Below are 14,896 nucleotides of genomic sequence, written 5' to 3'. Positions count from 1 at the left end.
ATCGGGACAAAAGGTGGCGCAGTGTACGGTTGTGCACTGTATTCGGCAATTACCCCGGTAGAGGTAGGAGATAGGCGATGTTTAAGAGCATGTTTCAACATCTGCCGACACGGGCACGCTAGAGGGGCTGAAGGTGTTGCGAAAGTGTGTGTAAGAAAAAGCCCGACTCTAGGTCGGGCTTTGACGTATCAGGCGTAGGGCTTAACTCAGAATATGCCCCTGGTCCTGAATAATGGCGTCATCCAAGGCTTCCAACAGTTCTTTACGCACCTTCAACTTGGTGTGTTTGTGGGCGTTCATATTGAGCTTCTTCAACTGACGCGCGGCTTCCAGCGCGGCGGCATGCAACTCCTCTGGTGCCACCACCTTGTCGAGGAAGCCCGCTTGCAACGCGCCCTGCGGGTCAAACATCTCGGCATTGATCACCGAGCGGTGGAAGGCTGATTTACGCAGACGATCCCGCGCCAACTCGATACCGGCGTGGTGCATGGTCATGCCGATCGCCACCTCGTTCAGGCCAATGCTGAACGGGCCTTCCACCCCAATCCGATAATCCGCCGATAGCAGCAAAAAGGCGCCCTTGGCCACCGCATGCCCAGGGCACGCCACAATCACCGGGAAAGGGTGCGACAACAGACGACGCGCCAACGTCGAACCCGACGTCACCAGGCCGATCGCCTCTTTAGGGCCGGCGGTCATCACCTTCAAATCATAACCACCCGACAGAATCCCCGGCGTGCCGGTGATCACCACCACCGCCCGGTCCTTCTCGGCCTGGTCCAGCGCTTCATTAAACGCACTGACCACCGCCGGAGAAATGGCATTCACCTTGCCGTTGCTCAAGGTCAGGGTCGCGATACCGTCTTCGAGGTGGTAGGCAATCAACTCACTCATGACGCGGTTCCTTGTAGGACTTGTTATAGAAGTATGCAGCAGACGTTACCCACCACGCCCGCCCCGGTAAAGCGCTGTGACTGACTGGCCAGTCAGGGTTTTCCCCTGCACAGGGCGCCCAAATGCCGGGGGCAGGGCGCAATCGCCGTCCCAGACACACACCGCCCATGCCTGAGAATGGCACAATCACCGCCCCTTGCCGGGCATTGAGCGGCACAACCTGCTAACCGCATGAATATTCTGAAAAAAACCTTTGCCATCAGAAAGGCTTTCGACTACATTAGCGCGCCTCGACAGACTGAACTGGTTTGACGAGATACGGTGAAGTGTCCGAGTGGCTTAAGGAGCACGCCTGGAAAGTGTGTATACAAGAAATTGTATCGAGAGTTCGAATCTCTCCTTCACCGCCACATTTAGAAAAGCCCGTGAATTCAGTTACTTAGAGTTCACGGGCTTTTTCGTTTGTACTAATCTCCTTCTACGTTGCACTCCCTCTCGACACTATGCAGCTCGGGCTGTCTTTGATATGCACCAGGGTCTGGATATCAAGAATTGATCGCACTTAGCGTTTTTTGCCAAGCAAGGATTCAACTCGATAAGAAGCCAAACTGCAAATCCGACGCAACTGATGGACATCGTGCCGCAGAATGCGGGTGGTTTGGATCGTTGCAAGAGGCTGCCCAAGTCTGGACGGAGATCGAGCTTGAGCCGCTGCAGGCACGTCTAGCCCAGTTAAATGGATGGTTGGGCGAAGAGGTGGTGCGCTTTGTACCATTCGAACCAGGCTGAAGCTCTCATGAAAACAACGAAGCCGCCCGAAAAGGCGGCTTGCATCATCATCGATTGCTGAAGAATATCAAGCTTTGACTAAGCGGAGATTTGGCTTTCGCTTCGGGACGGAAGCAGGCGAAGCCCATAGTCTCCACTTATGGTAACAGGTGCCATGCTGAGGAGGATTAGTATCAATTCATCCACAGACACACTCAGCTCTTTTTGCGATTCCAGTGAGGGAGCGCCCAGTATCCCTAGAAAGGCCGAGAACCTTCTGAAGCACCTGATAGGTTTCCCTCTGAAATGGTTCAGGCTCCTGAGTCCGAGCCCTATAGTGGTCAGCTCAATACACATGCTTCTGTAAATCCATTCTGACAGTACGCCGGTTTTGTGAAGGCGATAGGCCAAGGCCATAGCTGAAACGTTCCAGATGCATAACCTATAGATCCTTAGGCTGTGCAATCCGTCTAGTAGTGAAGTAGTTGAGCATGTTCCGGAGCTGCTCTCGTTTCTTCAAAAAAACATCGCCGATGTAACGGATGGCGTGGGTGATTTGCTGAAGGGGCGGATAAGACGGTAACCAATAGGGGGGAATATGCAGTTGTCTAATGCGGCGGGCAGTGCAGCAAAATTCTGGGGGAAGCAGTAGCTGAGCTGATCCCGTGCCGCTTACCGAGCGCGTTTGAGGTGTTTTTATGGGAGGAACGTAAATTATGGGCCGAACAAGATGCCCGACTAACTAGTCGGACACCTCTTTAGGTAATCATAGGCTCGAAAGTTTCAAAGTGCTAAATGAGGTTTCTAGTCACTGTGGGGGGCGCATTAGTCAATTATGTCTCTTTGACATTGATTTTAGCCCCATGCCTTCAAGCATTAGGGGGTCAGGAGCCGTTAGAGGGGGCTGAGAATGAAGCTCCCCACGGAATGCCACTAGTGCTAACGGACCCAGGCTGGCGAGTACCAGTGAGATAATTTCCGACTGCGCCACCTATAATTCCCCCAGCCATCGCGCCTAAGTTTCCACCGTAGACGTTGCCGACAGTTGCGCCAATTGATGCACCAATTGTTTCTGCTGAGACGGTCATACCTCCCTGTGCACCATAAACATCCACTAGCTCTTCATTCGTTAAGCTTCTCATGGTATTTCCCTATTTTTTGATGGTTGAGTTTAATCTGATGTGATACTTATTGTTTATTAGTAATGAATCGAATGAGTATTATTTTGTAGGTGCTGCTTACGGCCAGTCCAATGAGTATGTATTTTAAAAGTGAGTTTAGCGCTAGATAGTCTGAAATCGTGCCGACAATGATGCCGATCAAAACTGATACCAGAACTGGAAATAAGGTTTTCACGAGTTAACCCTGAATGAGGCAGTGTTGAGTGTCTATTCACTCGTTAGAAGTTAAGTGTTGGTTGGCGAAAGCTAAACAATTTCTGAATGATATAGAAAGGGTTTAAAGCGAAATTATAGCTCGTCACAGCTCGGGTCGATACCCTTCATTTGTAGGGGGGTGCCAAGAAGCTGTTGGTGCACGCCTCTGGTTTCTAATGTTGATTTCACTCGAAGGTGAAGTTTTTACGCATTTTGGAAGTTGTATTTGAACTAGTGTCAGTGGAACTGATAATTCTGGTTGGCAGCCATTTCGGTGGGTGTTGAGGTCCTCAGGTATATGGGTGGAGGATGTCAAGGTTATTTTAAATCAGGTTGAAAGTCACGCTCCCCTACGGCTGTAGGGGGTGACTAAATGTTTGGAATCTGGGATAGTAAATAATCAAGTAGGTGTGGGCAGACCTATCTTGTTCCCTTCGTTGTGCTGTTTTTAACAGCTAACTCAACACGGCTAGATGTATTGGTTTTTTTTAGCATTGATGAAATGTGGTCCCTTACAGTGTGGTCGCTGATTCCTAATTCTCGGCCGATTTCTTTGTTGGTTAAGCCTTGAACTAAAAAATTCAGTACCGCGGACTCTCGATCAGTTATGTTCAATACGCTGCTCCCTGCGCTCGCTCTTATAGGGTATTGAAGAAAGGATGGCTCCCTTCTATAGCTGTAAGGCTAACGAATGAGGCGGCCAGAAATTTACCTTGGAAAACTGATTTTTCATCAGGTATGGAGCTGATCACTGTTGTGTGACGCCATATGGACGCGTACTGCTTCGGGTGAGCCGTGGAAAAAGATTGATAAAGGATGAATTGTGCCATCGGAAACACCGTTGTTCCGGCTAGAAGCTCTGAGCGCTAGGCAAGCTAATTGGCTAGGGGAGATCGTGCTCGTTAGACCCGTTTCCTTCGCCGTGCTGACGCTGATTGCTGGGCTCTTTGCAGTCATGGTAGTGAGTTTTTTTCTATGGGGCAGTTACACAAAGCGCATTACCGTCCCAGGTCAGTTGGTGCCGTTCTCGGGGCAACTGAAAATACACGCACCTCAGTACGGCTTAGTCCTAGAGCGCTTTATCGATGAGGGCCAGCCGGTCAAGCAAGGAGCGCCACTGTTCCGAATTTCCAGTGAGCGCTATGCCGGTGATTCGCGGCCAATTCAAGCAGATGTAACCGATCAACTTACCATTCGACAGCACTCCCTGAATGACGAGTTAGTAAAAAAGAAGCAACTGCAGTCAGAGGAACGACAAAGCTTGCTAAGCAAGCTCGAAAGTTTACGACGGCAGTTGCGGACGCTGGCGCAGCAAACAGCCAGTCAAGAGAAGCTTGTAAAGCTGGCGACCAATGCGGCTGATCGATATCAAGGATTGATGGACAAGGGCTACATCTCAATGGATCAGCTGCAACAGCGTCAGTCCGAACTCCTAGGCCAGCATCAGACCCTCCAGGGACTGGCTCGCGAAACGACAGTGCTGAACCAGCAGTTGGTTGAAACCCAGCATGAATTTTCAGGTCTTTCGTCGCTGCATGAAAACCAACTGGCAAATATTCAGCGCTCATTATCGGGCATCCAGCAAGAACTCATTGAAAGTGAAGCCAAGCGTGCCTTGACCATTACGGCTCCCCAGGGTGGCGTGGCTACTGCGATTCTCGTTGAGCCGGGTCAGACAGTTGATAGTTCTAGGGTCTTGATGAGCATCGTACCTGCCAATTCTCATCTGCAAGTCGAACTGTACGCGCCGAGTAAAGCCATCGGTTTCATTCATACCGGTGACCCGGTGAGGGTGCGTTATCAGGCGTATCCGTATCAGAAGTTCGGCCAACACAGTGGCAGCGTCGCCTCTATCTCAAAGGCGACGCTGTCTGCCACTGAGTTGGCAACGATGACCGGCAGTGTCCCTGGACTTGGATTGAATGGTGAGCAGGTTTACCGGATACGCGTCGATATCGAAGCGCAATCCGTACTGGCATATGGCAAGCCACGATCTCTGCAAACCGGCATGTTGGTTGAGGCTGACATCCTGCAGGAGACTCGGCGCCTCTATGAGTGGGTGCTTGAGCCGCTCTACAGCCTGACCGGTAAATTCTAGGAGATACCGCATGAACTATCTCGATGCGATCTCTTTGCGAATGGGGCGACGCCTGCCCTTGATCCTGCAAACTGAAGCGACGGAATGTGGCCTAGCTTGCCTGGCAATGATCACGGGGTTTCACGGTCATCATGCAACGCTGATGGACTTGCGCCGTCAATTCAGCGTGTCGCTCAAGGGAAGTACGCTCAAGCAATTGATCGAGACTGCTGACCAACTGAATCTTGGGACGCGAGCTGTCAGGCTGGAGCTTGAAGATCTGGGCAAATTAAAGTTGCCTTGCGTTTTGCATTGGAACTTCAACCACTTCATTGTTCTCAAGGCTGTAGAGAGCCAACGAATTATTGTGCATGACCCTGCCTCCGGCATCCGGCATTTAAGCTTGGCCGAAGCTAGCAAGTCTTTCACCGGTGTGGCGCTTGAAGTCTGGCCTGGCGGGAGCTTTGAAAAGCAGCAGCCAAAACCTCAAGTCAAACTGATGAGCATGCTGGGGAGAGTGAGCGGTCTGTACCGTTCCCTTGGACAGGTGCTTGCCTTGGCGCTGGCGCTGGAAGTGTTCTCACTGGTCAGTCCTTTCCTGCTGCAATGGACGCTCGACAACGTGCTGGTCACCCAAGATCGTGACCTGTTGAAAACTTTGATTATCGGCTTTGGCTTGCTGTTGCTGATGCAGCAAATGGTGAGCGCCATACGGGCCTGGGTCATGATGCATTTGAGCACGCTATTGAGCGTGCAATGGCGCGCCAATGTATTCAGTCATCTGTTGCGTCTGCCTATCCACTATTTTGAAAAGCGGCATCTAGGGGATGTCGTTTCCCGTTTCGGTGCCGTCGATGTCATACAGGGCACCCTGACAGCGGCGTTCTTTTCTGCCGTGCTCGATGGTCTCATGACCATCGCTACTTTCATTCTCATGTTTATCTACAGCCCGTTACTTGCGGCCATAGCCGCCACAGCGATGGCCCTGTACGCCATGGTTCGCTGGGCGTGGTACTACCCGTTGCGTCGGGCTAGTGAAGAACAGATTGTTCACGCCGCCCGCCAGGAAAGTCATTTTCTTGAAACGGTGCGTGGTATGCGGCCTATCAAGCTGTTCCAGCGTCAGAACGAAAGGCGTCTTGCTTGGCTTGGCTTGCTGGTAGAACAGATCAATGCAGGGTTGAGAACGCAGAAGTTGCACCTGATCTACACGCAGTTGAACGGTTTGATATTTGGTTTGGAGAATCTGGTTGCCATCGGGTTGGGTGCCTCCTTGGTGATGAATAACCAGTTCACTGTCGGCGTATTGATCGCGTTTATGGCTTACAAAAATCAGTTCGTCAGCCGCGTCGCGAACTTGATCGATCATCTTTTTGAGCTTTACATGTTGCGTCTGCAAGGTGAGCGGTTGGCTGACATTGTCATGCACCCACCGGAAGAAAGCCGCGGTACATCAGCAAATTCAACGTGGCCAGCCTGCCCGGTGGATATTGAGCTTAAAGGCGTGAAGTACCGATATTCCGACCAAGAGCCGTTCGTGCTCAATGGCGTTGATATGTATATCGCACAAGGCGAGTCGGTGGCCGTCACCGGGGCTTCGGGCAGCGGCAAGAGTACGCTCGTTAGCTTGCTGCTGGGTATCTTCCAGCCTACCGAAGGCCGGATACTCATGGCAGGGAGTGATCTACAACAACTGGGAACCGAAACGTTCCGGGGCAAGATCGGGACAGTCATGCAGGACGACTGCCTGTTCGCCGGTTCACTCTCAGACAACATCGTGTTTTTTGAGTCTGACCCAGATCTGGATTGGGCTATGGAGTGCGCGCGCATGGCGTGCATTCATGCCGACATCCTGGCTATGCCAATGGGTTACAACACCCTCGTGGGCGATATGGGGACGGTCTTGTCGGGTGGCCAGAAACAGCGTGTGTTATTAGCCAGGGCGCTCTACAAGAAACCCGACATCCTGATTCTTGATGAGGCCACCAGCCACCTGGATATGGCGTGTGAGCAACAAGTCAATGAGGCTGTGCGAGCGCTGAAAGTGACGAGAATCATTATTGCTCATCGCGCTGAGACGATTGCCTCGGCAGATCGAGTTGTGGTGCTGGAGCATGGGCGGGTTGTACCGGTTCCGTTTGCTGAGACCCATTGTATTCATGCTATTGGCACGGTCACTTAGTGATGAGTATTTCACGCTCCGTCACAGTAGTGGCTTGTCTTTGTGCTTTCTCTCAGTGGGGTCTAGCGGCCGGTCAGGATGTGTTCGCGACTGAGCGTAAGGTTGCGCAAACAGCTACTCAACCCATCGACGGTGGTCCCCGTATGTGTGAGCGCAGCCTGGTACCTGCGCGTTTAACATTGGAGGACATGATAGAGCGGGTGCTGTGTCACGATCCCCAGGCCAGGCTGAACTGGGCAAATGCCAGGGCTCAGGCCGCGTATGTCGGAGTGCGGCAGTCGGCGTATCTTCCCAGACTTAACGCAAGTTCGAGTATCACCACGGGTCGCAACGATACGAATTATGACCAGCGTGAGGAGTACTCCGGCCGCGGCCATAAAAGCCAAGTAGATCACCGATTGGCCTTGAGCTGGGTGTTGTTTGATTTCGGTCGGCGCGACGCAGCATTGCGTAACGCTCGCCAATTGTTGGTTGCGGCGAACGCTAATCAAGATGAGCAATTGCAGCAAACCTTCATACTGGCTGCGCAATTGTATTACGACACGCTGGCCGCACAAAACAGTCAGATTGCTGCTGCTCGGGTGGCGGCCCTGGCATCCGAAAACCTTAAGGCTGCCAGTGCCAAGCATGACGCAGGTGCTGCTGCACTTTCGGACCGCCTCCAAGCCGAGGCGGCGTATTCCCAAGCGGCACTCAATGAAGTCCGCAGCAATGGGGCTTTAGTCAATGCCAAGGGCCTGATTGCCCTGCGCATGGGGCTGGCGCCGCAAACACCGCTGGAGCTCGTCGGAAGTCTGACACGGCGTCCGGATACCCAATTCGTCAGAGGTATTGATGAGTTACTTGAGCAAGCCCGGCAGGATCATCCTACGCTCGTTGCCGCAAAGGCCAGGCTGGATGCGGCAAAAGCAGCCATTGACGAAAATAAAGCGCAGGGCCGCCCGACCTTGTCATTTATTGCCAACGCGTCGGATGTGCAGCTCAACCAATCAATGGCATTCAATGGTGATAGTCGAACACGTGACAACAGTGTCGGACTGCAACTGAATATTCCTTTGTTTGAGGGCTTCGAGCGTACTTACCAAGTACGTGGTGCTGAGGCGCAAATGGAGGCGATGGAGGCCGAGCTGGCCAATGTTGAGCAGCGTATTTCCATAGACCTGTGGAGTAACTACCAAGCGCTCATCATTGAAACGCGGTCACTGGAAAAGACAGCCGAATGGGTAGAACAATCCAATCAGGCGCTGGATGTGGTGCAAGGCCGCTATCGTTCTGGCGTCGGCAGCATGATTGAACTGCTCAATGCGCTGACTGCATATGCGACCGCAGAGCAACAACACATTACCGCCCTCAAAAGTTGGCAGATGGCGCGCTTGAGATTAGCGGCAAGTTTGGGGCGCTTGGGGTTCTGGGCGCTGTAGCTAGTGATGATGATAAGTAAGTTGTGTCAATTAAAACTAAAATTATAAATGTAAACAAGCCGAGAAGCCATGATGGATGCGGATGCAGCAAGTACGGATGCGGTAAAGTTTAACGAAAACAGTTTTTTGCGAAATACGTTCTTGTTGACTTCATTGTATTGGAAGTCGGAGGAGAAAGTGTTTGCATGGTGTGCGCTGATTGCTTTAGTGACGCTGTCGCTCTTAGGGGTTGCCACAGCGCTAGCGCTCAACGAGTGGTACAAATATTTTTATAATGCTATTCAAGACCACGATGGACAAAGATTTTATAGGTTGACGCTGGTTTTTTTCGGCATCGTATGTTTCTCGGTAGGCCGTTCTGTGCTAACCACTTTTTTAGTGGATATTTTTGCACTCAAATGGCGTCGTTGGTTGACTAATCATTACCTAGCAGCATGGATTGTAAAGTCCTTGCAGCCTGATAAAGTAGAAAATTGTGTAGATAATCCTGATCAGCGTATTGCTGAGGACATAAATAAATTCACCTTCTCCACGGTCTACCTGACTTGTGGTCTTATTTACACGTTGGCAAGCGTGGTGTCGTTCAGTATCGTGTTAATTGGTCTCTCGGGAAGCGGCACATTATGGGGGGTGACAGTGCCTGCCTATATGTTTTGGGCGGCTATTTTTTATGCGGTTGTAGGTATGTATGTAAGTCAAAAAATTGGATTCAAGCTGGTTTCGTTAAATAACAATCAGCAAAAATCAGAGGCAGATCTCCGGTATTCTCTTGTGCAATACCGCGACAGCAGTAAAATTGATCTTCTCGAGAAAACCCGTCACTCCGAAAAAAAACAGATTAGTAGCAAGCTGGATGTGAGTCTGGCTAATATGCGTCGTACCATTAAAGTTAAAGTTAGGTTGTCGTTGTTCACAGAAAGTTATAGTCAGCTTTCTTTGGTGTTCAGTAGCTTGTTGGCGGTTCCAAGGTTTTTCTCTGGGAGTATTAAGTTTGGTGATGTTATGCAGATCAACTCGGCATTCGGCAATCTTTGCGAGAATTTGAGTTGGTTTATCAATGCCTATCATAATATTGCTGAGTGGAAAGCAACGGCTGACCGTCTTATATCGTTCGATGGAGCCCTGCTGCGGCGCACTGATGAGTGTGTTGCGTATAAGTCGTTTAGATGATTTCTCCAAATAAGGAGTTGCGCGTGGCACAGTCGCGATTGTCTGACCTGCCAGAGGTCTTCGTACCTTTCGAGACGGTCAAGGCTCAAAAAGGAAAAATAGTTTTTTATAACAATAGTCTTGAGAGCAATTTGAGCGAGCCGGAACTGTTGTCTAGCTACAACTATGTGACTATAGATAGTGATGCTGAGGTGAACGCTGCTGGAGAAAAGAAAATATTTTATGCCGAACGTTATGGTGGCGACGGCATTTTAACCAACGGAGGAGGAGGGCGCTGCGGCTATGACGGTACCTTCCATTTGAAAGGGATTGGCGCTAATCAGTTGGTTGGCGCCCGGGCACATGATGGCTATGGAAACTCCCATGGGAACGGCTTCCTATCACTTGATGTAGCTGTTTATGAAGCCATTTGGGCTGAAATAATTAACGTTGCGTTACCTCATGGCGCAGTAAGGACCGCGGCCGTTATAGATTTGGGTGTTGACTTTAAGGAACCAGATCAGACGCATCCGCGTGGATTACTGGTCAGGGTACCTGCCGTACGCCCCGCACATTTTATTAGGGCGGTTTATTTTAAAGAGAGAAAACATACTGATTTGAGTGAGGATGCCAAACGAGTGATGTTGGCGGTAAGGAAATTAGTCCGCTTTCTGCCAAGCAAAGGAGAGGATCAAATCACTAGTGAGGAAAATCGTCTTGAAAATGGGATGATAGAATTGGCGAATCGTTACGCTAATCAGTTCGCTGCTGCTAGGGCTAAACGGATATTTCATCAGAGTATCAGTGCTTCCAATGTGACATTGGACGGCGCGTGGATGGATTTGGCAGGTGCAACTGTCTTTTCAAATGCAATGTGGTGGGACGGCTTTAATATCAATCGGTTTATGTCTGAGTACGCTCCAGCAATGGAAAGTATACAGGAGATGTGCTTTTATCTCAGTAAGTACAAAGTTGTTAGCGCCGCAAATTCAAATAGTATATTAGAAAAGTCAGTTGCGACGTTTGCTCGTGAATACGAAAGGAATCTGTACTTATATACGGCGGTACAGCTTGGGTTTCCGTTTTCAGTTATTCAAGAAGTGTTGAGTGAACCAGTATTCATTGAGTTTTCAAAGGTTTTACAAAAGGTATTGGCCTATGATGAGTTTTCGTTGGTGCCTGTCACGGCGTCCTTGAGTTGGGAGGGCTGTGAACATTATGTGTCCCGCTTGTATCGTCAATTACTGATGCAAAAATTCACCGGAGCATTACAGGACGTGACCTGGTTTTGTAAGGATGCGAGGCTTATGGCTGAGTTAATGGAAGCTTATGATCGGATAGTCGAACTGATGCTCATTAAGGTGAAAGTTTCCAAGGCCAGTTTTCGCTATTTCGTTGCTTATATGGCGATTAGCACTACTCGATTGAATCGGGTGAATAAAACTGCTATTGGAGGTTCGTGAAAGAATTATCAACCTAAGGGTTAATTCAAGAGCGAATGGATGGGATTATTCTTATACTGCTCAACTGGAGTGCACGTTACGAGATGCAGGGTTGGCCTATAGCTGCCCCAAGTCGTTTGACACAATACTGTGGGAGGCTGATGGCGTTGTTATAAGTTTTAATGGGCTGAGCGGCATCTATACGGCAGTCGATAGTCGGGGCTGTGAAACACAATTCAGTAAGGTTGTCGATTTAGTAAAATCTGTAAAAGGGCAGGATGACCTGCTGACGTTTTATGAGAGTGTGAGGGAGTTTCTACCATGAGTAAAAATTTTCGGTTGTTTACACAGTGTCGAAAAAACAATCTGATGGAAAAAGCTAAGTTGATTGGTTTTGCTGCCTGGATAGTCATGCAATGTCGGCGTTATTCAATGCTTCGATTAGTTGATTTCAGGGTATGGGTTATTCCTGCCATCGATCATAAGCAAATCGTATTTTTCTTTGATGATTATGACAGTCCGGTTGGGTATGTTATCTGGGCGAATTTGGCTCCCGATAGTGAACGTAGGTTGTTAGAAGATCCGAATTTTCTACTGCATGAGTCTGAATGGGATGAAGGAAATCGTACTTGGATAATTGACTGCTGTTTTCCGTATGGCGGCTTAATCTACGCACGTCAATATTTGCGGGATATATTTCATGGAGAGCATGTAAGTTCGGTAAGTTGGGTGCGGAGAAATTCCGATTACTCAGTGAGGAAAATTTCAAAATCAACTACTTAAAGCGTTTCTGTTCAAGTGACTATTAGTTTTTGCGAGCGGTAGTGTGGGTTCGAGTACCTCGTGGCGGTCGTCGGAGATGTGATTTTACTAAGTGTTAGCGTTTATCCAGATGAGTGTAAAAACTTGTGTCTATGTGTTTAGGATAATTGAACATGTGCTGCGTGCGCAGGTATCCCCCCTACATGTGTAGTGGTTGCGCTGCTTAGTTATACCCACCTAGCATGCCTGAAGATTGGTGGGGTTAAAGTGTCTCAAATACTCGACGATGTACTGCTTTGGGCAGGCTAAAGCTTAAGTGAATGAATCTATATTCAGGGAGAGTAAACCATGCGTGAAGTTACGATGGAGGAAGCGGAAGCCGTTTTTGGCGCTTACGGTGTCCCGGGGGCAATTGGGGGCGCGGCTGCCGGTGCTACGGTTTATGTTGGAGGGCTTCTTGGCGGAGGCTCGTTCAGTGCGGGTGAGTTCATGGCAGCCGTTGGGTCGGGAGCACTGGGTGGGGCGATTATGGGGCCCGCCAGTATTGGCCGCACCTTGGCTTCTGCGGGTGTCGCTTTCACTGGGGGGGTTATTGTCGGAAATGCGGGGCGCCTAACTAACGGCTCTTAGCCAAAATAGTGTTAAATAGTAAATTTGATCATTCGATTTTATGATGTAGTACCTTGCAGGTACTATAGTTTTTTATGATGCTTCCGCAGTTTGGTGGGGATATGTCAATCGTTCTTTCGCTGTTGATCGTTTTGTTTTTAGTACTCGCAGTAAAGGGAGGTGCGTCAATAATAAATTCGAAATTTGGTGGTAATATTCAGCGCAAGCACTTGCAGGTGTTTATGTTGCCACTAATAATTTGCGTGGCTATTTTCATTGTTCCAAAATTGATGGTTTATTTTGGCCTAAATCAATCGTAATGCTTCTGGTTTGACGTCGCCGTTCATAGGGTGAATTGTTATTGTGTGATGTGTTCATGTTCTGGCGTCACGCTCAATACTTGCTCTCTATCGCTCTTAGGTGCGGTTAATTCGAATCTCTCCTTCACCGCCACATTCTTGAAAAAATCCCGCGAGTTAACCACTCTGCGGGATTTTTTTTGCCCGCGATTTCGCAGCGTACCCCCGTCCGTCCCCCCGTTCGTGACAGGACTCGAGTCATCAAAAGTAGCTGAAAATAGCGTGCTGCCTCACCTGGCATGACGCTGCGAGCGAACCGTTGCGCCTTCGATCACGTCTGTGCGAATGGCCGATGGTTGCCCGGTGTTGTTGCGTGCATAGCTGCATAACGTGATCGGCAGCTCTGCTATTTCGAGAAAAATGCCGTCCAGGGACAGGGTGTAGCGTTCGTCGTCAATATCGCCACAGGGGGTGCTGATCGCCGAGTTCACGCTGTAGTAGTAATGCCGGCTGAAACTGCTGTGCTGGTTTTCCCAGGTGATGTGGTAGCGGTGTTTGAGCTGCGGTGCCGGGGCTGGGTTGGTCAGGAATACCGAATGGGTGAATACATTGCGCAGCAGCGCTACGGTCAGCGGTTGCTCGGCCTTTTGCACGCCGAGTATGCACAGCACATGCGACCCCAGCACTGGGCCGATGGGCAGGTTGATGTAGGCCTCGTCAGAGGCGACAGCGATCTGGTAGCCATGCGTGCGTGCGCAATCGCTGATGTCATTCACGGCCTTGAATCGGTAGAACGGTTCCTGGATCGAGAACCTCAGGTTCCACGTCGGACGGATAACTTGGTCGGCGGCGTCACGTTGTAAATGCACATAGGGTTTCAGGTTCCACGGCTCGTCCAGCGTGATTTCAACGGCCTTGAGCTGGCAGGTCAGGGTGTCGTTACGGAAAACACCGTCTACAAAGCAGTAGTACAAGTCGTTGGCGGGATAGCTGTAGTTGAATTTCGCGGCTTCGCACGCCGAGTTGTTCTGGCAGCTGTTGAGAATGTCCCTCTGAATGGCAGACGCGACCTTGCTGATGATGCTGGTGATTTCATTGGTGTTCCGATCCAGCATTGGACTGCCGGAGCTGCCTGGGCGCAGACCATTGCAGCGGTTGCGCAAGGCGCTGGGGAACACGCCGGGATGTTCGGCAAAATTGTTGATGGTCGACTCCACGCAGGCACTCATGCGTAGTCCCTTTTTCAGAAAACCGGTCGGCGCTCCCACGTTGATCACTTCTCGATCTGTCGCCTGACGCTGAGATGCCAGCTTGAGTGGCATGATTGCGTTGGTCACCAGCACGGCCAGTGACGTATCCAGTTCGAGCACGGCCAAATCGGTACCCGCCATGCTGCTCCAGTGTGCTGTCTTGACGGCGTAGGTGACATGCCGTTCGGGCGTGTCATGAAAGTAATTGAAGGTGACATCGGCGGTGATCGCCTGACGCAGGCGCGCTGTACCGTAGCTGAAGAACACGCAGTGCCCGCTGGTCAGCACATAAGCCGGGCCGACGGCCTTACCCCGGTGATCACGAGTGTCGAGCAGAACGGCATTGCAGGTCTGGCCTAAGGCGTTTTTCAGTGAGCCGATGCCGGTCCATTGCGGGTAACGGTGGTCTTTATTTTCAAGCGCCGCGGAAGGTGACTGTTCGGTAAGTCCCTCGGCCAGGTCTCTGGCGTGGCTGGGCCAGACAGTGCTGAGCAACAGGAAATACAGGAAAATGCGAGCGGTGCGAGTAAGTGACATGAGGAGCCTCGGCAAGGAAGTCATTGATTGGCTGAAACTATCCAATCAGGCCAAGGCAGGAGACATACATGGCTATTGATTAACGCGCTCGAGCTCTCGGTCAGCACGTGTAGGGTTTGGCGCTTGAGCC

The 14,896-nt window shown here is 50.4% G+C and carries 10 protein-coding genes, 1 tRNA gene and 1 pseudogene; 8 read left to right on the top strand and 4 right to left on the bottom strand.

Translation table 11 applies throughout. The features are described 5' to 3' along the window. Positions 1-201: 201 nt before the first annotated feature. The gene (locus QCBJ_RS28665) at positions 202-894 is read right to left on the bottom strand and encodes a crotonase/enoyl-CoA hydratase family protein (RefSeq protein WP_015885385.1); all 693 of its coding nucleotides are present in this window, start codon (positions 892-894) and stop codon (positions 202-204) included. Between the two features lie 320 nt (positions 895-1,214). Between QCBJ_RS28665 and QCBJ_RS28660 the strand changes: the two genes are divergently transcribed. Further along, positions 1,215-1,304, top strand: a tRNA-Ser gene (locus QCBJ_RS28660). Positions 1,305-1,468: 164 nt separating this feature from the next. After that, positions 1,469-1,683: pseudogene (locus QCBJ_RS30520) on the top strand (Presumed portal vertex protein); the annotation flags it as partial. An 863-nt stretch (positions 1,684-2,546) separates the two neighbouring features. Here the strand turns inward: QCBJ_RS30520 and QCBJ_RS28650 are convergent. Further along, positions 2,547-2,804, bottom strand: coding sequence for a colicin V family bacteriocin (locus tag QCBJ_RS28650; protein ID WP_102062073.1), 258 nt, complete (start codon positions 2,802-2,804; stop codon positions 2,547-2,549). Positions 2,805-3,458: 654 nt separating this feature from the next. Then, a complete protein-coding gene (locus tag QCBJ_RS28645; RefSeq protein ID WP_177410689.1) occupies positions 3,459-3,653 on the bottom strand; it encodes a response regulator transcription factor in 195 nt (64 codons plus the stop codon). Positions 3,654-3,879: 226 nt separating this feature from the next. Between QCBJ_RS28645 and QCBJ_RS28640 the strand changes: the two genes are divergently transcribed. The 6 genes from QCBJ_RS28640 (at position 3,880) to QCBJ_RS28615 (ending at position 12,092) form a co-directional block, all read left to right on the top strand. After that, positions 3,880-5,136: an HlyD family secretion protein gene (locus QCBJ_RS28640; protein ID WP_102062082.1), complete on the top strand. Its 1,257-nt coding sequence runs from the start codon at positions 3,880-3,882 to the stop codon at positions 5,134-5,136. A 10-nt stretch (positions 5,137-5,146) separates the two neighbouring features. Beyond that, positions 5,147-7,297: a peptidase domain-containing ABC transporter gene (locus QCBJ_RS28635; RefSeq protein ID WP_102062071.1), complete on the top strand. Its 2,151-nt coding sequence runs from the start codon at positions 5,147-5,149 to the stop codon at positions 7,295-7,297. A 2-nt stretch (positions 7,298-7,299) separates the two neighbouring features. After that, positions 7,300-8,718, top strand: a complete 1,419-nt coding sequence (locus QCBJ_RS28630) for a TolC family protein (RefSeq protein ID WP_102062070.1) — start codon at positions 7,300-7,302, stop codon at positions 8,716-8,718. Between the two features lie 69 nt (positions 8,719-8,787). Next, positions 8,788-9,888 carry an ABC transporter ATP-binding protein/permease gene (locus QCBJ_RS28625; RefSeq protein WP_102062069.1) on the top strand — a complete coding sequence of 367 codons (1,101 nt, stop codon included), beginning with the start codon at positions 8,788-8,790 and terminating at the stop codon, positions 9,886-9,888. A 23-nt stretch (positions 9,889-9,911) separates the two neighbouring features. Beyond that, positions 9,912-11,330, top strand: a complete 1,419-nt coding sequence (locus tag QCBJ_RS28620) for a hypothetical protein (RefSeq protein WP_102062068.1) — start codon at positions 9,912-9,914, stop codon at positions 11,328-11,330. 300 nt (positions 11,331-11,630) lie between these two features. After that, complete coding sequence (locus tag QCBJ_RS28615; protein ID WP_102062067.1) at positions 11,631-12,092, top strand: toxin-activating lysine-acyltransferase; 462 nt, start codon at positions 11,631-11,633, stop codon at positions 12,090-12,092. 1,177 nt (positions 12,093-13,269) lie between these two features. On the opposite strand, the gene QCBJ_RS28600 is transcribed toward QCBJ_RS28615, so the two are convergent. Next, positions 13,270-14,766 (bottom strand): serine protease, encoded by a 1,497-nt coding sequence (locus tag QCBJ_RS28600; RefSeq protein WP_102062064.1) that lies wholly within the window; start codon positions 14,764-14,766, stop codon positions 13,270-13,272. Positions 14,767-14,896: the final 130 nt, after the last annotated feature.

It is taken from the genome of Pseudomonas sp. QC2, assembly GCF_002859085.1.
Lineage (GTDB): Bacteria > Pseudomonadota > Gammaproteobacteria > Pseudomonadales > Pseudomonadaceae > Aquipseudomonas > Aquipseudomonas petroselini.
Note: the sequence above shows the minus strand (reverse complement) of the source record. Positions and strands in the feature narration are given on the sequence as shown.